At 71.1% G+C, this 19,399-nt stretch carries 13 protein-coding genes, 1 tRNA gene and 2 pseudogenes; 10 read left to right on the top strand and 6 right to left on the bottom strand.

Annotated features, from left to right (window positions below; all coding sequences use genetic code 11):
- Positions 1–163: 163 nt before the first annotated feature.
- Entirely contained in the window at positions 164–631 is a 468-nt protein-coding gene (locus STRIP9103_RS04605) for a GatB/YqeY domain-containing protein (RefSeq protein WP_009299026.1), read from the bottom strand.
- Between the two features lie 311 nt (positions 632–942).
- Here STRIP9103_RS04605 and STRIP9103_RS04600 point away from each other — a divergent pair, with 311 nt between their 5' ends.
- The 5 genes from STRIP9103_RS04600 (at position 943) to STRIP9103_RS04580 (ending at position 10,429) form a co-directional block, all read left to right on the top strand.
- Positions 943–1,872: a metallophosphoesterase gene (locus STRIP9103_RS04600; protein ID WP_009299003.1), complete on the top strand. Its 930-nt coding sequence runs from the start codon at positions 943–945 to the stop codon at positions 1,870–1,872.
- Between the two features lie 257 nt (positions 1,873–2,129).
- On the top strand, positions 2,130–2,963 hold the full coding sequence (locus STRIP9103_RS04595) for a Pr6Pr family membrane protein (RefSeq protein ID WP_009299005.1): 834 nt from the start codon (positions 2,130–2,132) through the stop codon (positions 2,961–2,963).
- A gap of 29 nt (positions 2,964–2,992) precedes the next feature.
- Positions 2,993–3,066, top strand: a tRNA-Pro gene (locus STRIP9103_RS04590).
- Positions 3,067–3,803: 737 nt separating this feature from the next.
- Positions 3,804–5,666, top strand: coding sequence for a rhamnogalacturonan lyase family protein (locus tag STRIP9103_RS04585; protein ID WP_141586136.1), 1,863 nt, complete (start codon positions 3,804–3,806; stop codon positions 5,664–5,666).
- 428 nt (positions 5,667–6,094) lie between these two features.
- Positions 6,095–10,429, top strand: coding sequence for an nSTAND1 domain-containing NTPase (locus STRIP9103_RS04580; RefSeq protein WP_048819687.1), 4,335 nt, complete (start codon positions 6,095–6,097; stop codon positions 10,427–10,429).
- Between the two features lie 366 nt (positions 10,430–10,795).
- Here the strand turns inward: STRIP9103_RS04580 and STRIP9103_RS04575 are convergent, their stop codons facing one another.
- From STRIP9103_RS04575 to STRIP9103_RS04560, 4 genes are all read right to left on the bottom strand, one after another.
- A complete protein-coding gene (locus STRIP9103_RS04575; protein ID WP_009298999.1) occupies positions 10,796–10,999 on the bottom strand; it encodes a ferredoxin in 204 nt (67 codons plus the stop codon).
- A 54-nt stretch (positions 11,000–11,053) separates the two neighbouring features.
- Complete coding sequence (locus STRIP9103_RS04570) at positions 11,054–11,530, bottom strand: hypothetical protein (RefSeq protein ID WP_234022124.1); 477 nt, start codon at positions 11,528–11,530, stop codon at positions 11,054–11,056.
- Positions 11,531–11,724: 194 nt separating this feature from the next.
- Entirely contained in the window at positions 11,725–12,468 is a 744-nt protein-coding gene (locus STRIP9103_RS04565; RefSeq protein ID WP_009299001.1) for a TIGR03943 family putative permease subunit, read from the bottom strand.
- A complete protein-coding gene (locus STRIP9103_RS04560) occupies positions 12,465–13,493 on the bottom strand; it encodes a permease (RefSeq protein ID WP_009299007.1) in 1,029 nt (342 codons plus the stop codon). Before STRIP9103_RS04560 ends, STRIP9103_RS04565 begins: the two co-directional genes overlap by 4 nt.
- A gap of 227 nt (positions 13,494–13,720) precedes the next feature.
- Here STRIP9103_RS04560 and rpmF point away from each other — a divergent pair, with 227 nt between their 5' ends.
- A complete protein-coding gene (gene rpmF / locus STRIP9103_RS04555; RefSeq protein ID WP_009299009.1) occupies positions 13,721–13,891 on the top strand; it encodes a 50S ribosomal protein L32 in 171 nt (56 codons plus the stop codon).
- Positions 13,892–13,939: 48 nt separating this feature from the next.
- Positions 13,940–15,133, top strand: a complete 1,194-nt coding sequence (locus tag STRIP9103_RS04550; RefSeq protein WP_408995628.1) for a GTP-binding protein — start codon at positions 13,940–13,942, stop codon at positions 15,131–15,133.
- A 22-nt stretch (positions 15,134–15,155) separates the two neighbouring features.
- Here the strand turns inward: STRIP9103_RS04550 and STRIP9103_RS04545 are convergent, their stop codons facing one another.
- The gene (locus STRIP9103_RS04545; protein ID WP_009299015.1) at positions 15,156–17,213 is read right to left on the bottom strand and encodes an NAD-binding protein; all 2,058 of its coding nucleotides are present in this window, start codon (positions 17,211–17,213) and stop codon (positions 15,156–15,158) included.
- A gap of 269 nt (positions 17,214–17,482) precedes the next feature.
- On the opposite strand from STRIP9103_RS04545, the gene STRIP9103_RS04540 reads away from it, so the two are divergent.
- From STRIP9103_RS04540 to STRIP9103_RS04535, 3 genes and pseudogenes are all read left to right on the top strand, one after another.
- Positions 17,483–18,214, top strand: a complete 732-nt coding sequence (locus STRIP9103_RS04540; RefSeq protein ID WP_009298988.1) for a hypothetical protein — start codon at positions 17,483–17,485, stop codon at positions 18,212–18,214.
- 295 nt (positions 18,215–18,509) lie between these two features.
- Positions 18,510–19,130 (top strand): annotated as a pseudogene (locus STRIP9103_RS45955) (sigma-70 family RNA polymerase sigma factor); the annotation flags it as partial.
- Positions 19,127–19,399: pseudogene (locus tag STRIP9103_RS04535) on the top strand (hypothetical protein); the annotation flags it as partial. The pseudogenes STRIP9103_RS45955 and STRIP9103_RS04535, both read left to right, overlap by 4 nt.

Below are 19,399 nucleotides of genomic sequence, written 5' to 3'. Positions count from 1 at the left end.
ACCGCCGTATTGGCGAAGAAGGAACCGCCGTATTGGTGGAGAAGAGACCGCCGTATTGGTGGAGAAGGGCCAAGGATCGCTCAGCCGCTCAGCCGCTAGAGCGCCGAGGAGGCTGAGAAGACGAGGAGGCCGCGAAGACCGACGGAGAAGGCCCAGGGGCCGATCAGCCGCCGGCGAGCTGCTGCTTGACGACCGCGGCGACGCGACCGCCCTCGGCGAGGCCGGCCACCTTCGGGTTGACGATCTTCATGACCTGGCCCATGGCCCGCGGGCCCTCGGCGCCGGCGGCCCTGGCCTCCTCGACGGCCTGGACGACGATCGCCGTCAGCTCCTCGTCGGACAGCTGCTTGGGCAGGTACTCGGCGAGGACCTCGCCCTCCGCCTTCTCCCGCTCGGCCGACTCCGCACGACCACCCTGCGCGAAGGCGTCCGCGGCCTCGCGACGCTTCTTCGCCTCCTTGGTGATCACCTTGAGGACCTCGTCGTCGGAGAGCTCGCGCTTCTCCTTGCCCGCGACCTCCTCCTTGGTGATCGCGGCGAGCGTCAGCCGGAGCGTCGAGGAGCGGAGCTCGTCGCGCTCCTTGATCGCGGCGTTGAGGTCTTCCTGCAGCTTCGACTTGAGCGTGGTCATGGCGTCGATTGTCGCAGGTGCGGTGTGGGAAGCGCGCCTTCATTTCGCTGGGGTGTGCGACGGCGGGTACGGGCGGGGGTGGTGGCGGGAGCCCGTTGTGGGCGGGGAGCCGGAGTCGATTGTCCGCTGTCCGCCCTCTTATGTCCGCCCTCTCGTGTCCGCCGTCTGCTGCCCGCTGCCCCGTGTCCACTGCCCGCTGCCCGCAGGGAGCCGGAGTCAGTTGTCCACAGGGGGAGTTGCTGATGGCCGGTGGTGGGGGCGGTTATCCACAGGCTGCGCGGTGGCTCGGTGGGGTCTGACACGATGGGCACATGCGAGCGCGTTACGGAGTACCTCTCGGGATCGCGGCGGTCGGCGCCGCCGGTGTGTTGTACGCGGCGGGTTTTGAGGCCCGTTCCTTCCGGCTGCGGCGGGTGACGGTGCCGGTGCTGCCACCGGGCATGCGGCCCCTGCGGATACTCCAGGTCTCCGACATCCACATGGTGAGCGGGCAGCGCAAGAAGCAGCGCTGGCTGCGCTCCCTGGCCGGGCTGCGCCCCGACTTCGTGATCAACACCGGGGACAACCTGTCCGACTCCGAGGGCGTACCCGAGGTGCTGGACGCTCTGGGCCCGCTGATGGAGTTCCCGGGAGCGTATGTCTTCGGCTCGAACGACTACTACGGCCCGCGGCTGCGCAACCCCGGGCGCTACCTGTTGGAGAAGGCCCAGGGCCGCCATGGCCTGAACGGCAACAAGCCCGTGGTCGGCGCGATCCACAACCCCTGGGAAGATCTGCGCGACGCCTTCGACGGGGCGGGCTGGCTCAACCTCACGAACACCCGGGGCACGCTGAAGATCGAGGGCATGTCGGTGGAGCTCACCGGCTTGGACGACCCGCACATCAAGCGCGACCGCTACGACCGCGTGGCCGGCGGCCCCTCCGAGTCCGCCGACCTCTCACTCGGCGTCGTCCACGCCCCGTACCTCCGCTCCCTCGACGCCTTCACCGCCGACGGCTACCCCCTGATCCTGGCCGGCCACACCCACGGCGGCCAGCTCTGCATCCCCTTCTACGGCGCCCTGGTCACCAACTGCGACCTCGACACGGACCGGGTGAAGGGCCTGTCGACGCACACGGCCGGGGGCCACACGGCGTACATGCACGTCTCGGCGGGCTGCGGCACCAACCGTTACACCCCGGTGAGGTTCGCCTGCCCACCGGAGGCTTCGCTGCTTACGTTGGTGGAGCGGGAGGAATAGGGCGTTTAAGGGCAGGGGGCAGTGGTTCAGGCGGGGTGCCGGTTGGGTGTGGATACGTCCGTGGCACGTCCGTAGTGCGGGCGTGCCACGTCCTTGGCGCGGGCGTGGTGCGGGCGTACGAGGTGTCGGGGTGGGGCGGGAGGCGTGAGGCGGCAGGGCGCCGGGGCGCAGGCACCGTCGCCGCGTAGCGCTCCGGCGTAACCCATACAGCTCACCCAGAATGGCCCAGTTTGTCCGGGTCGACTTAGCGTGAGCGCATGACCGCACCGATACCCAAGGACATCCCCGATCTGCCCGCGATCTCGGGCATGCCCGCGCCCGCGCCGTCCGTCGTGCCCGCGACGGCGGTGGTGACACCGGTACGACGCCCACCGACGGCGGCTTTCCGCGCCCTGGTGGCACTGGCGGCGGCAATGGCCGTGGTGATCGAGATGGCCCTGGGCAGCCCGCTACGGGCGATCAGCCATTTCTCGGTCCAGAGCACGGCCGTGGTGGCGCTGGTCTTCGTGGCGTCGTCCCGCCGCGCTTGGTCGGCCCGCCGCCCGCTGCCGCCGCTGGTGACGGGTGGCACGGTCCTCTACACCGTGGTCGCGGCGTTGGTGTACCACCTGATCCTCGCGAAGGATCCGACCACCTTCGCCATGACGATGACACCGACGGGCGCCCCGGTCACACCCACCGGCTGGCACGCGGTGACCGATGTCGCCTTCCACACGGCGATCCCCCTGGCGGTGGTGGCGGACTGGCTCCTGCTGACCCGCCCCTCCCAGCTGCGCCTGATCCATGCCGCAGCGTGGCTGCTGTACCCGATGACATACCTGGCGTTCACCCTCGGCCGCGCCGCACTGCTGACCCCCGACTGGCCGGCCCCGTACCTCTACCCGTTCCTGGACGCCGACCGCCACGGCTACAAGAGCGCCCTCGGCAACGCCCTCCTCATGGGCCTCGCCATCTACGCCCTGGCCCTCTTCCTCGTGGCCGTCGACCACCTCCGCCCCGACCCCGTACGCCCCCGCCGGGGCCGCCGCGACCGCCACGACCACCGCCCCGAAAACCGGATTTCGTCTCCAGCCGCCGGTGGGCTAAAGTAAACGACGTCGCCGCGACAAGCAGCGACAATCGGGGTGTAGCGCAGCTTGGCAGCGCGCTTCGTTCGGGACGAAGAGGTCGTGGGTTCAAATCCCGCCACCCCGACAGTGAAGTACCAGGTCAGGGGCCTGATCCGCAGCGCGGGTCGGGTCCCTGAGTGGTTTGGGGCTCGATTGGGAGCCCGGCAGCCTCGCTGTGAGTTCGGGGCATGGTCGCGGATCATGTGCTTGACCAGGTGTGTGGTTTGAGTGCTGGCCGGTAGGGCGTCGAGGTGGGGCGTCTTGTGGTTGGGTTGGAAACGTTTTTGTTGGAGGGGTGCGCGCTTAGGGCCGTGCGTCGGTGTGGGTGGGGAGCTTCGCCGCTTCGTGCAGTAGGGCCCCGTAGGGCCATGAGCTGGTGAGATGGGGATCGGTTGAATCGTCGGGGGCTCAATCGACGTCTCGATTCTGGGGAGCTTGACGCGCACTCGTCACGGTGCTTCCATCCAAGGGTGTAAACGGTTTAAGTGTTCGGGGTTTCTGGCCCGTGTCGCGGCTGTGCCTCCCATCCGTACGTTTCGCAGCGGCAGGCGGTGTTCCACTGCGCCCAGGACGCCACCGTCCCGGCATGCCTCGTCACCACTCACCCCGTCACCACCCACCGCACCACGCGCAACGACCGCTGACAGTTCGGAGATTGTCATGAGCATGAAAGGCGTCATGGGCATGAAAAGCGTCTGGAAGTGTCGGTGGATGGGCGGTCGGGTGCCCGTTGTCGTGTCTGTGGTTCTGGTTGTGTGCGCCGCGTTGGTCGTCGGTCACAGGAGCCCTGTCATCTCGTTCGGCGCGAGATCGGGCAGCCCTGTGACTGCCGCTGTGGTCGCCGCCGGTGTCGATGTCGACGTACAGGCCGCTCGGGTGATGGAGAACCTTGGGCGTGGGGTTGTGGCCGTGCGGACGAGTGGGAGTCAGGTTCTCGTGTCGTGGCGGCTGTTGGGGCTGGATCCGGAGGGGGTCGGGTTCAATGTTTATCGGTCCACCGGCGGTGGGGCGTACGTCAGGATCAACGGCGGTGTGCTGACCGGGGGGACCAACTTCACCGACGCCACCGCCGATTTGACTCGGGCCAACAGTTATCGGGTGGCCCCCGTTGTGGGTGGGCAGGAGCAGGCGCCCAGTGCCGCCTTCACGTTGGCTGCCCATCACGCCGTCGAGCCTGTGGTGCGGGTGCCGTTGCGCGGTGGTGGGGCCGTGAAGTTCGTGTGGGTCGGGGACCTGGACGGGGACGGTGAGTACGACTACGTCGTGGATCGGCAGGGGTCGCCGCAGCGGATCGAGGCCTACAGCGGGGACGGGGACTTCCTCTGGGAGGTCGACATGGGACCCAACAGCCAGAACCAGAACACCATCGAGCCGGGGTCGGCGGCGATCGATCTGGGGCACTGGGACGGGGTCACGGTCTATGACTTCGACAGCGACGGGCGCGCGGAGGTGGCCGTGCGGATCGCCGACGGGGTCACCTTCGGCGACGGGACGACCTGGACGCATGAGAACGACTCACGCCAGTTCATGGCCATCCTCGACGGCAGGACCGGCGCGCTGCGCAACTGGTCCGCCGTGCCGACCACTTACCTGGGTGACGGGCCGATGGGGGCACGGCTCGGGGTGGCGTACCTCAATGGCATTACGCCGAGTCTGGTCGCGTACATGAAGAATCGGCGTGACGACGGGGCGTTCAATCTGATGATGGCGGCCTGGCGGTACGACGGTGACTCGCTGGATCGTCAGTGGACTTGGTCGCGGGGCGGTCAGGACGCGCCCGACGGGCACAACACGCGAGCCGTCGACGTCGACGGCAATGGGACGGACGAGGTCGCCGAGATCGGGTTCGTGCTCAATGGGGACGGGTCACTGCGTTACTCGATGGGGCCACGGGGGATCATCCACGGCGATCGGTTCCATCTCGCCGACATGGATCCCCGCCGGCCGGGGTTGGAAGGGTACGGCGTACAGCAAGACAACCCGAGTGGGCTGCTGGAGTACTACTACGACGCCTCGACCGGGTCCCTCATCTGGGAGCACTACGGTGACGGGCCCGCCGATGTCGGGCGCGGGATGGCGGGGGACGTCGATCCACGGTTCCCGGGTATGGAGGTCTGGTCCTTCTCCGGTCTGTACAACGCGGCCTCCAACACTCTCACCGAGCCGAACGCGTCGTTGCGGCCCTGGCCGCAGTTGGGGTTGTGGTGGGACGGTGACCTCGGCATCGAGCTGCTCAACGACGGCAAGATCGAGCAGTGGGACCCGGCCGCCCCGACGACGAGCGGGAGCCTGCCTCGGCTGGTCAGTACCTGGAACTACGGTGCCGTCGACGCCTCCCAGGGTGTGCAGCCCACGTTCGTCGGCGACATCCTCGGCGACTGGCGTGAGGAAGCCGTGTACACCAACGCGTCCTTCGACGAGTTGATCATCTTCACCACCGACCGGCCGACGAGCACCCGGCTCTACACGCTCGCCCACAACCCCGCCTACCGGAACGCCATGACGTTCAAGGGATACATGCAGTCCCATCACGTGGACTACTTCCTCGGGTCCGGTATGGCGGGGGCGCCTCGGCCGAACATCGTCTATGCCGGGAGCGGCTCCGGCAGTTCGAGCAGTTCCGGCGGCTCCGGTGGCTCCGGCGGATCAGGCGATTCCGGTAGTTCCGGCGGCTCCGGTCAGTAGGGCGGCTCGCGGCGGGATCGGTGAAGCGGCACCGACGCGCTTCGTCCGGCACCGGTCCCTCCCCACGTGGGGACCGGTGCCGAACGGCGCGGGGGTGTCGGTCCGCGTCAGGGGACGTGGACCGAGGAGTTCGGTGGACTGCGTCGTCCAGGTGCCGGGCGGTGTCGTCCGGGTCGATGGGCGGTGGGCCGACGCTGAAGCTGTCCGAAAACGTACGGCGTTGTGGAGCACGTTTCGGACGGCTGCGCCGGTGGACCTGCCCGGGTGTCGTCCGGTGACCGGCCCCGCTGAGAGGTGATCCTGCCAGCCATGACCACCTAGGAGGAGTGTCCGGAATCATGCGCACCGCTTAACCCCAGGTCAGGCATATAAAGTGGGTTTTCCGGTCCGGAAAACAAGAGGTGGGGGAAGTACAAGGGGAGGATGCCTTGAGTCACGACTCAGGGGCACGCACGGCCTTCGCGGAACGTCTCGCGCTGTTGTACAAGGAAGCTGGCAACCCTCCCCTCAAGAGCGTGTCCGAGTCGGTCGTCCGACTGCAGCGGGTCGACGAGCGGGGGCGGCCCGTACGGGTCTCCGCCCAGCGGATCAGCGACTGGCGGCGGGCCAGGAACGTACCCGCGCAGTTCGCCGCGCTGGCCGCCGTACTGCACGTCCTGATACCCGAGGCCCGGCGCGCGCGGCCCACCCCCGTGTCCAAGGGCCTGTACGACATCGGCCAGTGGCAGCGGCTCTGGGAGCGTGCCCTCGCCGACCCGGCCGCGGAGCGCCCCGGCGGACGGGCCGTGGGAGCCGAGGGGGCCCCGGAGGTCGAGGCGCCGGCCGAGGCGCCCGCCCTTGCCGGTGGTGTGTGTCCGTACCGGGGGCTGGCCTCGTACCGGCAGCAGGACGCCCGGTGGTTCTTCGGGCGGGAGCGGAGCACGGAGGCCCTGGTCGCCCAGTTGCGCGCGACGGAGGAGACCGGCGGACTGGTGATGCTCGTCGGCGCCTCGGGCGCCGGGAAGTCGTCCCTCCTCAACGCCGGTCTGGTGGCCGCCCTGCGGGACGGCGGTGTACGGGATGGCGGTGTACGGGACGGCGAGGCGCGCGAGGTGCTGCAGCTCGTGCCGGGCGCCGACCCGCTCGCCGAACTGACCCGCCACATACCCGAGCTGGAGCACGTCGTCTCCGCCGCGTACGAGCCGGGCACCAGGTGGTTCGCCGAAGCGGTACGGGAGGGGATCACGGCGTGGGCGAAGCGGGCGAAGCGCACGGCGACGGCGCCCGATGGCCCTGACACGCCCCGCTACGGCGGCCGGTACGGCCACGACACCCGCGCCGGCGGCGACGGCCGCACCGGCGGCGACGGCCGCGCCAGCCGCGACGGCCGCGAGGCACCCTCCTTCCCCGCCAGCCGAAAAGCGCCCTCCGCCACCCCCGAACGACCGATCGACGCACGCCTCGACGCACGCCTCGACGCACGTCTCGACACACGCCCCGTCATCATCGTCGACCAGTTCGAAGAGACGTTCACCCTCTCCTCCGACGAGACGGACCGGCGTACCTTCATCCAACTGCTCAGCGCCGCGTGCACGCCCGCCAAGGCCGGGGATCCGGTCCCGGCGCTGGTCGTCCTGGGCATTCGGGCCGACTTCTACGAGCAGTGCCTGGGCTATCCGGAGCTGGCGGACGCCCTGCAGCACCGGCACATGGTGCTGGGGCCGCTCACGACCGCGGAGCTGCGGGAGGCGGTGACCGGCCCGGCCAAGGCGGTGGGGCTGGAGTTGGAGCCGGGGCTGGCGGAGCTGATCGTGCGGGAGGTGAGCGCGGACGGGCCGCGCGGGGCGCATGACGCGGGCGTGCTGCCGTTGCTCTCGCACGCGCTGCTCGCCACCTGGCAGCGGCGCAAGGCGGGGCGGCTGACGCTGGCCGGTTACCGCGCGGCGGGCGGCATCCAGGGCGCGGTGGCGGCGACCGCCGAGCGCGCCTGGTCGGGGCTGGACCCGGCGGCCCGTACGGCGGCCCGGCTGCTCCTCCTCCGGCTGGTACGGCTCGGTGAGGACACCCAGGCCACTCGGCGGCGGGGCACCCGGCGGCAGCTGGCGGAGGAGTCGACGGACCCCGGCAAGACGGAGGAGTCGCTCGAAGCGCTGGTCCGGGCCCGGCTGGTGACGCTCGACGCGGAGACCGTGGAGATCACCCACGAGGCGCTGCTGCACGCCTGGCCCCGGTTGCGCGGCTGGATCGACGAGGGCCGGGGCGACCATCTGCTGCGCCAGCGGCTGGAGGAGGACGGCCGGGCCTGGGAGGACTCCGCCCGCGACTCGTCCCTGCTCTACCGGGGTTCGCGGCTCGAACAGGCGCACACCTGGGCGAAGTCCGCCGGTGACACCCTGCTGACCCGGAGCGCGGTGGAGTTCCTGGCCGCCTCGGTCCGGCTGCGCAAGCGCACGGTCCGGCTCCGCCGGAGCGCCGTATCGGCCCTGGTCGTCCTCGCGCTCCTGGCCGTCGGCTCGGCGGTGGTGGCCTGGCAGCAGCGCAACGACGCGATGTTCGAGCAGGTGGTCGCCGAGGCCGACCGCGTCCAGTACACGGACCCGTCGCTCTCCGCCCAGCTCGACCTGGTGGCCCACGATCTGCGCCCCGACGACGAGGGCACCAACAACCGCCTCGTCTCGATCGTCAACGCCCCGCTGGCCACCCCGCTCCTCGGCCACGGCGGCGCCGTCTACCTCACCTCGTTCAGCCCGAACGGCAGGACCCTGGCCACCGCCAGCTACGACCGGACCGTACGGCTGTGGAACGTGGCCGACCCCTCCCGCCCCAAGGCCCTCGGCAAGCCCCTCACCGGCCACACCAGCTGGGTGAGCACCGCCATCTTCAGCCCCGACGGCGACACCCTCGCCAGCGCCGGCGACGACGGAACGATTCGCCTGTGGGACGTACGCGATCCCGCCGCCCCCAAGCCGATCGCCGAACCCCTGACCGGCCACCAGGGCACGATCTACCTCCTCGCCTTCAGCCCCGACGGCCGCACGCTGGCGTCGGTGGGCGAGGACCACACCGTGCGGTTGTGGGACATGAGCGGCCTGAACAAGGCACGTAAAGCATATAAAACGGGCGAGGCGGGCGGCGCGAACAGGACGAGCGACGCAGGGAGTGCCGAGGCTGCCCGCGACACGAACCGGCCGCAGGCACTCGGCGCGCCCCTCGCCGTCCTCTCCGGCCGCTTCGGTCACACCGCGCCCGTACGCTCCCTCGCCTTCAGCCCCGACGGGCGGACGCTGGCGACCGGCGGCGACGACAACACCGTCCGGCTCTGGAACACGGCGGACCCGAAGGACCCCGTCCCCCTCGGCCGTGTGCTGAAGGGGCACACGGGCACGGTGCACTCGCTGGCGTTCAGCCCGGACGGCCGGACCCTCGCGAGTGGCAGTTCGGACAACACCGTACGGCTGTGGGACGTGACCGATCCGCGGCGGGCGACCGCGCTCGGCGCGCCGCTGACCGGACACACCGGGCCCGTGTGGTCCGTGGCGTTCAGTCCGGACGGGAATCTGCTGGCCGCGGCGAGCGCGGACAGTACGGCGAGTCTGTGGAACGTGGCGGATCCGGCGTACGCGTCGAAGGTGGGCGAGCCGCTCGCCGGAGCGAGCGGCGAGATGTTCGCGCTCGCGTTCAGCCCGGACGGCCGGACCCTCGCGACCGGGAGCGGGGACGGCAAGGTCCGGCTGTGGGCGGTGCCGACGTCGGACATGGTCGGCCGGAACGGAGCGTTCCGCCCGGACGGGAAGGTGCTGGCCACGGCCGGGCAGAACGGCCGGGTCCGGCTGTGGAACGTGGCGGAGCCCGGCCGGCCCGTGGCGCTGAGCGAACCGTTCATGGAGGCGGACGACGGCAATCGCGCGCTGGCGTTCTCCCCCGACGGCCGCACCCTCGCGATCGTGGCCAGCAACCGGGCACTGCACCTGTGGGACGTCAGCGACCCCGCCCATCCGGTCCGCCACAGGTCGCCCGTCGCGCTGCGCACCCGGTACACCGACGCGCTGGCCTACAGCCCGGACGGCCGCACGCTGGCCACCGTCTACGACGACCACACCGTCCAGCTGTGGAACGTCGGCGACCCGTCCCACCCCGTCCCGTTCGACAAGCGGCTCACCGGCCACAAGGGCTACATCCTCGCCCTCGTCTTCAGCCCCGACGGCCGCACGCTCGCCAGCGGCAGCGCCGACGGCACCGTCCGCCTGTGGAACGTGACCGACCCGGCCCGCGCCACCAGCGTCGGCGAGCCCCTCTTCGACCACCACGGCTCCGTCAGCGACCTCGCCTACAGCCCGGACGGCCGGACCCTGGCCAGCGCGGGCGACGACGACAAGGTCCGGCTCTGGGACGTCGGCGACCCCCGCGAGGCGACCCCGCTGGGCTCCCCGCTCACCGGCCACACCGAGGCGATCGTGTCGCTGTCGTACAGCGAGGACGGCCGGACCCTGGCCAGCGGCGGCAACGACAACACCGTACGACTGTGGGACGTCGCCGACCCCGGCGACGCCTCCCCCATCGGCCAGTCCATGAGCCCCAACGCCAGGACGGGCAACTTCCTGTCGTTCAGCCCCCGGACCCATCTGCTCGGGGTGTCCAGCGGCGCCGGCACCGTACGGCTGTGGAACCTGGACGTCGACGCGGCGGTCGAACACATCTGCGCGACCACGCGGGGTGTGCTGACCCCGGAGAAGTGGCACGAGTACCTGCCACGGCTGTCGTACGAGCCGCCGTGCGACGAATGAGGTCAAGTGGCGGTCAACCGGCGGTCGGGGGGCGGTCGAGAGAGGCCGAGGACGGCTTACAGGCATGCGCCGGAATTCGGCCGGACGCGTGATCCCGATCACAACTTCTCATCACAATCGAACAGTCGGCTCCCGTCTCGCGGGCAGGCTTGTTAGCCTTGGCCATAGCCCGGTCGCTGGTGCATCCCCCGTCGCCAGCGACCGGGCGTTTGCATGTCGTCACCAGGTCGGTCGCCGCGGGTCGGTCGTCACCAGGTCGGCCGTCGCCAGGTGTGTCGCCGCTGGGTCGGTCGCCGCTGGGTCGGCCGTCACTCGGTCGGTCGCCGGGGTCGGCCGTCACCAGGCCGGTCGCCGCTGGGTCGGTCGTCACTGGTCCGGGGCGGGGCCGGTGATGGATATGGCCTGCGAAGGGCACAGTTCGGCCGCTTCCCTGACCTCGGGCGCGTCGGACATCGTCTCGCGGCCCGGCAGGACGGCGCCGAAGCCGTCGACCAGGGTGAAGACGGACGGGACCCGATGGGCGCACTCGCCGGAGCCGTAACAGAGTTCGGGGTCTACGGAGACTGTCACCTGGTTGTGCTGCCCAGCCCCGCGGGTCCACCAACCATGGAACGCGCCCAGCCGCTAACGCTCGCCGCCGGCCACGGCGAGCCAATGGGCCACCCTGCGGACGGTGGTCTCGTCGAGCCGGTCCACCAGGGCCTCGACGGCCGCCGAGTCCTCCGGCGAGAGGTCGTAGAGGCCGGCCTTGCCCAGCCCGGCCAGGAGCACCTGCTGCCGCCGGCCGGTCATACGTTCGGCGAGCGTGCCACCACCGGCCTCGGACGGCGCGACGTCCTCGGGGGGCGCCGGAGCCGACACGGCGGCCGGTACTTCATGCCGCTGCCACTCGCCCCCGCCGCCCTTCGGCCCCCACACCACGACCGCCGGGTCCTCGCCACGCGCCCGCAGGGTCTGGGTCATCTCCCCCACCGCGTACAGCACGGGCAAGCGGTACGGCGACTCCGCGCCCACCCGCCACGAGCCCGACGAGCCCTCGTGGAACATCGCGACCCAACGAGGAGCACCGGACGGCTGCGGGCTCGGGGACTGTGTCTGCACGGCGTCCACCCCTTCGGCTACGGCATCTACGGCATCGCGTCGCAGGCGACTACGGCGTCACGGCCGACGATAACTGACGGACCGTCAGCTAACCAGAGTCATGTACGACCAGGGGTGTGCGACCCGCCGGTGTGTACGACCGTCGGATGTGCGCACGACCGGGGGCGTGCACGACCGGCGGGGTGCCGTCGCCGTCAGCCGTTCCAGGCCTCGTCGTACGGGTCCTGAGGCGCCTTGACCGGGCGCGTGGCGGTGACGTCGAGGTACGGGACGGCGTTGCCGTTGAGCGGGTCCTTGGTCCGCTTCGGGGTGTAGGTGCCGGTCGCTTCCACCCAGGTGTCGGGCTGGAGGACCGCGGGGAGTCGGCCGGAGAGGGCGATCTTGACGGGCTGGGCGTCGGCGGCACAGCAGTTGAGGGCCATGCGGACGAGGTACGGCTTGCCGGCGCCGTCGAGTGCGAGGAACCCGGTGACCTTGAGCCGGCGGTCGGCGAGGCCTCGGCCCTTGTCGTAGACCGCGCGCCCGGCGTAGTCCGCGACGCTGAGCCGGAGGGGGCCGTCGGCCGGGAGGGTCGGGTAGCCCCAGGGCTGCTCCTGCAGGGCCGTGCCGGTGCGCATCGCCGTGTACGACCCGGCGGCGGGCGGGGCCACCAGGACGAGGGCGAGGAGGGGGAGGACGAGGAGCCAGGAGACGCGGGGTTCGTGGTGGGGGTGGGCGTCGTCGGCGTGAGGGTGGGCGTGGGTGTCATCGGCTTGGCGTGCCGCCCGGCGCTCGTACCACAGCGTGGCCACCGCCGCCGCTATCAGCACCACGCCCGCGCCCATCAGCAGCGGGCGCAGGCCGGACTTGACGTAGCGGAGGTAGAGGTCGGTGGAGCCGGCGTGGAGGAGGGCGCCGCCGGTGAGGAAGAGGACGACGGTCTGGGCCTGGCGGTTCACAGGAGCACCGCCCCGACGAGGACCGACACCAGGATCGCCAGGGCGAAGGTGGCGGGGGCGAAGCGGAGCGCGAAGGCGCGGCCGAAGGTGGCGGTCTGCATGGCGAAGAGTTTCAGGTCGATCATCGGGCCGACGACCAGGAAGGCCAGCCGGGAGGTCAGGGAGAACTGGGTGAGGGACGCGGCGACGAACGCGTCCGCCTCGGAGCAGATCGAGAGGAGTACGGCCAGGACCGCCAGGGCCAGGACGGCGACGAGGGGGTTGTCGGCGGCGGCGTTCAGCCAGCTCGCCGGGACGACCGCCTTGAGCGTGGCCGCCGCCATCGCGCCGACGACGAGGAAGCCGCCCGCGTGCATCACGTCGTGCCGCACCGAGCCCCAGAACGCCGCGCCCTTGCCGAGGCCCTCGTACGACGGCCGCTCCGGCGGGCGCATCCACTCGCCGCGGCCCAGCCGTTGCCACAGCCAGCCCATCGCGCACGCGACGAGCAGGCTCGCCACGAAGCGGGCCAGCACCATCTCGGGCTTCCCCGGGAACGCCACGGCGGTCGCCGTCAGCACGATCGGGTTGATCGCCGGCGCGGAGAGGAGGAACGCGAGCGCCGCCGCCGGGGTCACCCCCCGCCGCACCAACGCGCCCGCCACCGGCACCGACGCGCACTCGCACCCCGGCAGCACCACCCCGGCCATCCCCGCCGCCGGCACCGCCAGCGCGGGCCGCTTCGGCAGCGCCCGCGCGAAGAACGACGCCGGCACGAACACCGCGATCACCGCCGACAACAGCACCCCGAGCACCAGGAACGGCAGCGCCTGTACGACCACCGCGACGAACACCGTCATCCAGCTCTGCGTCACGGGCGCGGCCAGCACGCGGCGGAGGGGGCCCTGCGCGACGAACGCCAGGACCAGCAGCATGGTGAGGAGGAGGGGCGAGTTGAGGTGCCGGCCGTGGGGTTCGTTCCGGGCGTTCGACTCGTCCGTGCCGCCGGGGTCGGTCCGGTCGGGGGCTTCCTTGGTGATGGCCACGGGGGACGGTACCTCCGTACGGGTACGGCAGTGGTGCGCGGGTCGGCCGTCTCGACCGACCTCCCCTCTCATACGGCGGCCGGGGCGCGGCTGCTCATCGGGGCGAGAGGTCGGCGGGAGCCGAGTTTTCGGGAGCCGAGTTTTCGTAATGGAATCCATTTTCATGTAACGTCTGGAGAGGGCCGCCCTCGTCCGGCCCTGTCCACGCATGCCCGAGGAGAGACCCCATGGCCGTACCCAAGCGGAAGATGTCCCGCAGCAACACCCGTCACCGCCGCGCCCAGTGGAAGGCGAGCACGCCGCAGCTGGTGCCGTTCACGGTCGACGGCGCCACGTATCTCGTACCGCAGCGGCTGCTGAAGGCGTACGAGCGCGGGCTGATCACCCCCGAGGTCTGAGCCGTGACGACCACGGCGTACGACGGACCTGAGGCCGTGACGACCCCGGTGCGCGGCGGACTCGGTGATGGGTTGGGCCGGCTGCCCGTCACGGTCCTCTCCGGTTTCCTCGGGGCCGGCAAGACCACCCTGCTCAACCATGTTCTCGCCAACCGCGAGGGGTTGCGGGTCGCGGTCATCGTCAACGACATGAGCGAGGTCAACATCGACGCCGCCCTGGTGCGCGGCGGCGAGGCGGCGCTGTCGCGCACCGAGGAGCGGCTGGTCGAGATGACCAACGGCTGCATCTGCTGCACCCTGCGCGACGATCTGCTGGAGGAGGTGGACCGACTGGCCCGAGAGGGCCGTTTCGACTATCTCCTGATCGAGAGCTCAGGAATTTCCGAACCCATGCCCGTCGCCGCCACGTTCGCCTTCGCCCGCGACGACGGTGCCACGCTCGGCGACCTGGCCCGGCTCGACACCATGGTCACGGTCGTCGACGCCGTGAACTTCCTGCCCGAGCTGGCGACCGGCGACGAGCTCGTGGCCCGTGGCCTCGACCAGTACGAGGACGACGAACGCACTGTCAGCGATCTGCTGATCGACCAGATCGAGTTCGCCGACGTGATCGTCCTGAACAAGCTCGACCTGGTGGACGCGTCCACCGCCGACCGCCTCACCGCGACGCTGGCCCGGCTCAATCCCGCCGCCCGCGTCGTCCCGGCGCGCCACGGCCGGGTGCCGTTGGCGGCGGTCCTCGGTACCGGTCTGTTCGACCTCGACCGTGCCCAGCAGGCACCGGGGTGGGTACGGGAACTCAACGGCGACCATGTTCCGGAGACCGAGGAGTACGGCATCTCGTCGACCGTGTTCCGCTCCGAACTGCCCTTCCATCCGGGGCGCTTGTGGGGCTTCGTGACCGAGGGGCTGGACAGCGGGGACTTTGGGCAGGTTCTCCGTTCCAAGGGGTTCTTCACGCTGGCCAGTCGGCCGCGGGTCGTCGGCCTCTGGTCGCAGGCGGGGGCCGTGGCTCGCTTCGAGCCGTCGGCAGTGCGGGATGAGGACAGCCCGTATGCCCAGGAACTGGTCTTCATCGGTACCGGGTTGCGGGCGGAGGCTTTGCGGGCGGCGTTGGCGGGGTGCCTGGTGGGTGCGGATGAGGTCGTGTCCTCGTCGGTCGCCGATCCGTTCCCGGCGTGGGACACGTACGGCATCGACGACAGTTGCGAGCACGAGCCGCGTCCTGCCGGCACGGGCTGACCGGCGAGGAACCGGCTCGGGGTTACGTGGTCGCCCGCTCTCGGGACCGGCGGCCCAGTAGTTCCGCCAAGCCCCGTCGGGTGGCGGCCAGCACGACTCGGTCCTCGGCGCGGAGGACGTACGTGGGCGGCAGGTCCCAGACCAGACCGGAGCCCGGGGGCCAGACGCCGGACTCGCCGGAGGCGGAGGCAGACGCGGACGCGGACGCGGCAGTGTCCAGCGCCAACACCCGCCACACCCCCGGCCGGAAGGCCTGCTCCACGGTCAGCCCCTCCAGCCGTGGATGCCCCCGCACCTCCACCGCCGCGAAGAGCAGCACCCGCCGCTCAACAGGTATCGCCCCCAGAATCTGCCGCCCCATCATCGCCCCGGCGAAGGCGGGTGCGGCGAGATGGGTGACGCTGCGGCTCCGGGTGAGGGCATGCGGGTGAGCCGCACGGAGGGTGCGGTACACGGCGGTGGCGAAGTCGTCGTCGTAGAGACGCAGCACGACGCGCAGGTCGGGCCGTACGGAACGCGCGTACAGCCCGGCCTCCAGATTCGTCGTGTCGGAACTGGTGACGGCGAGGAGCGCGTTCGCGCGGTGGATCTTGGCGGCCTCCAACACCCCCTCCTGCGTGACGTCCCCGAGCACCACCGGCACCCGCAGCCGCCGCGCCTCCGCGAGCCCACGGGCCTCCGGGTCGGCCTCGACGCACACCACGGGCACGTGCAGTTCACGCAGCCGCGCGAGAACCCGGGTGCCGATCTTGCCGAGGCCGAGCAGAACGACATGTCCGGACAGCCCACGCGGCGGCTTCCGCAGCGCGGTCCCACTGCGGAACGTGCCCAGCGCCTCAAGCACGGCTGCCAGCAGAACCGGCAGCAACAGCAACCCCATCAGTCCGGAGAGGAGTTGGAGGACCTTCCGGGAGTCGTTTCCCTCCGTCGCCGGGTCGTTGATCGCGAAGAGATCGAGCAGCGTCACGTACGTCGCCCGCAGCGGATGTTCCCCGGTGACGACCATCTGCGCGACGGCGAGCCCCAGCACACACGCCACCAGCCCCGCGAGCGACCAGCGCAGCCGCCGCGAGAACAGCGTCCTGAAGGAACCGAGCACCCCGAGGCCTCCGAGCCTCCCGAGCGCGCTCAGCGAACCACCGCCCGCCCGACCCGGCGGGTCCGCGGGCCCCGCGTACCGCACGGTGTCCAGTACGACGGTCCCCCGCCCGGCCGCTTCCGCCACCGCCCGCTCGTCCGGCAGGAGTTGGGGTCCGCGCTCCCCGCTGCCCTCGGAACCGTCCGCCCCTGCGGGGTCGTTGGTGGTCGCCGACAGCAGCGCGAGCGTGCACAGTCCCGGCCCCGCCCCGGGCCCTTGACCACCGCCCTGTCCGCCCTGCCCCGGCGGTCGTTCCACGGCCCGCAGCATCAGCCCGTCCGTCTGTACGACCTTGGTGGTCCCGGCGACGGCGGTCGCGGCCAGCGCGGGCGCGGCGGTGTCGGCGTCGGACAGGACGGTCGTGGAGGCCCCGAACCCGTCGATCCCGGCACCGCCCCCATCCCCGGCGGTCCCGCCCGCAGCCAACGCCAGCGCCGAGGCCTGATCGAGGAGTTCCTCGATGTGCAGCCCCAACCGCCGGTTGTAGAGCCTCAGGACCAGCCGCAGTCGGGGGTTCAGCCGGCGGGCGATGAGCGCGGCACGGATGTTGGTCTCGTCGTCGTCATAGACGAGCGCCAACGCGGCGGCCCGCTCCACCCCAGCCTCGGCCAGCACCGCTTCGGTCGCCTCACCGGCCTCCAACAGCCGCTCGGCGGCACGGTCACCGCTGCGATCTCCACTGCGATCTCCGCTGCGGTCTCCATTGCGATCACCGGTTCGGCCGCCGGTCCGGTCGCCGGTCGTCGAATCGCCGTTGCCGGTGGCCCGGTTGACCGCCGCGGAGACCCGGTCGAAGAGCGCCGCCGCCCGGGCCCGCCCCACCACCGGGCGCGGTGCGACCCGTGCCGTCGGCGGCACGACGAGCGTCACCTGCTCCCCGTACACATTCCGCAACTCGGCGGCGAGCCGATGCGCCAGCCCGTCGTCCCCACAGACGACCATGTGCGCACCGAAGCCGACACGACGCTGACCACTTGGGCTGACAGGACCGTTCCGACCTGTCGAACCGTTCCGACCTGTCGAACCGTTCGGACCGGTCTGGCTGTTGTACTGCGAAGGGCTCCCCACGAGGCAGAAGACTGCCTCATCGGTGGGGCCGGTTCCTGCGTGATCCGGATCACAGTTGGCGGTGTGAGTGCGACGCCGGATGGACATCCGTACTCATGGATGACGGAGAGACGTCCGATATCCGGATGCGAGGATGGGACGCCATGACCGCAGGGTGGTGTTCGCGCACGGTACGGGCCGCGATGTTCGCGGCCGTCTGTGTGCTGCTCGCCGCGCTGGGGCACGTGATGATGTCCGGCAGCCACGTCCCCTGGTGGGCCATGGTCGCCGGGGCCGCCGCGACCGGCACCGTCGGCTGGTCCCTGGCCGGCCGTGAACGCGGACTCCCTCTCATCGTGTCGGTCGTGGTCGCCGCCCAGACGGCCCTCCACTCGGGCTTCTCATGGGCACAGTCGTCGAGCCCGACGGGGGCCGGGGTCGTGGAGGGCATGGCCTCCACGGGAGGCTTGGGGAGCATGGGCTCCATGGGAAGCATGGGCTCCATGCGTTCCATGGGCACGGGCTCCGGCCCCATGGACCACACGGTCCATACCGCTTCGACGGGTCAGATGGGGCACGCGGACCACATCGGCCATCTCCTGGACGGCCCGTACTCTTCCGCGTCATCGTCCGGCATGTTCGCCGCGCATCTGCTGGCCGCGCTGTTGTGCGGTCTGTGGCTGGCGTACGGGGAACGTGCCCTCTTCGGACTGCTGCGGGCCGTGGCCGGCTGGCTGGCCGCGCCACTGCGGCTGTCGCTCGCGCTGTCGGCCCCGCCGGAACGGCCGCGTCCACGCGTCCGTCGAGGCCGCCGTTCCGACCGCTCACCGCGACGGCTCCTCCTCGTCCATGCGATCACCTCTCGGGGTCCACCCGCCGGGGCCGCTGTCATCTGACGACAGCCGGTGACCCGAGGCGACGGCGCCACGCAGCAGCGTGCGGCGCGTTCGCCTCGGGGCTCGGTCGTACGTACGCCACCCACTCAGGTGGACGCCGTACGACCACCTTTCCTCACCGAACCGCCGACGGCATCGGCCCGCGTTCTGGCGGGCCCACGGGCTTGCGGCTTGCGGCTTGCGGCTTGCGGGCCCAGGGGCTGGTGCGGCCACGGGTTCGTGCGGCCATGAGCCTGTGACCACGACCCATGCGCCCTCCTTGTCCGCTTGCCCGCGTCGGTGGTCCGGATTTCTGATGACCCCAGAAGGACAACAGGTGATCACCCCTACAACATCGGCTCCGGCGTCGCCTGCGCCTGCGCCGTCGCCGTCCGTGTCGACCGACGAGTCGATAACCGCCTGGGCGCTCGCCGCGCGCGGCGGTGACCCCGAGGCCGTCGAACTGTTCGTCGGTGCGCTGCACCATGATGTGCAGCGCTTCGTCGCCCATCTCTGCGCCGATCCGCAGGTGGTCGACGACCTGGCCCAGGACACGTTCTTGCGGGCGCTCGGCAGTCTGCATCGGTTCGAGGGCCGTTGTTCGGCTCGTACGTGGCTGTTGTCGATCGCGCGGCGGGCGGTGATCGACAGCTTCCGGTATGCCGCGGTCCGGCCTCGGGCGGCCGACGTGGCCGACTGGCGGCTGGCCGTCGAGCGGGCCCAGCCGCAGGGGTTACCGGGGTTCGACGACGGTGTCGCGTTGGTGGATCTGCTGGGGGCGTTGCCGGATGAGCGGCGTGAGGCGTTTGTGCTTACGCAGGTGGTGGGGGTGTCGTACGAGGACGCTGCGCGGCTCATCGGGTGTCCTGTGGGGACGGTTCGGTCTCGGGTGGCTCGGGCTCGGGCGACGTTGGTGGAGTTGGTGGTGGCTGCGGAGGGGGAGTCGGCGGTGGTGTGGTCGCCATCGGGCTCGCCGCGAGCTGGGCGATGTCCGAGCATGCCTCGACCGGTATCCAGACAGGCCTCGCGATGCCCCTCGACGTCCTGCACCTGCTGGCGGTCGCCGCCTGGCTGGGCGGTCTGGCGACGCTGCTCGTGGCGCTGTTCCGGGCGCCGGCCGACGCACCGATCGAGACCGCGGCCGTACGACGCTTCTCGCGAGTCGCGTTCGGCAGCGTGCTCGTACTGGCCGCGACCGGGATCTAC

It is taken from the genome of Streptomyces ipomoeae 91-03, from assembly GCF_000317595.1.
Classification (GTDB): Bacteria; Actinomycetota; Actinomycetes; order Streptomycetales; family Streptomycetaceae; genus Streptomyces; species Streptomyces ipomoeae.
This window is presented reverse-complemented; position numbering and strand designations above follow the sequence as displayed.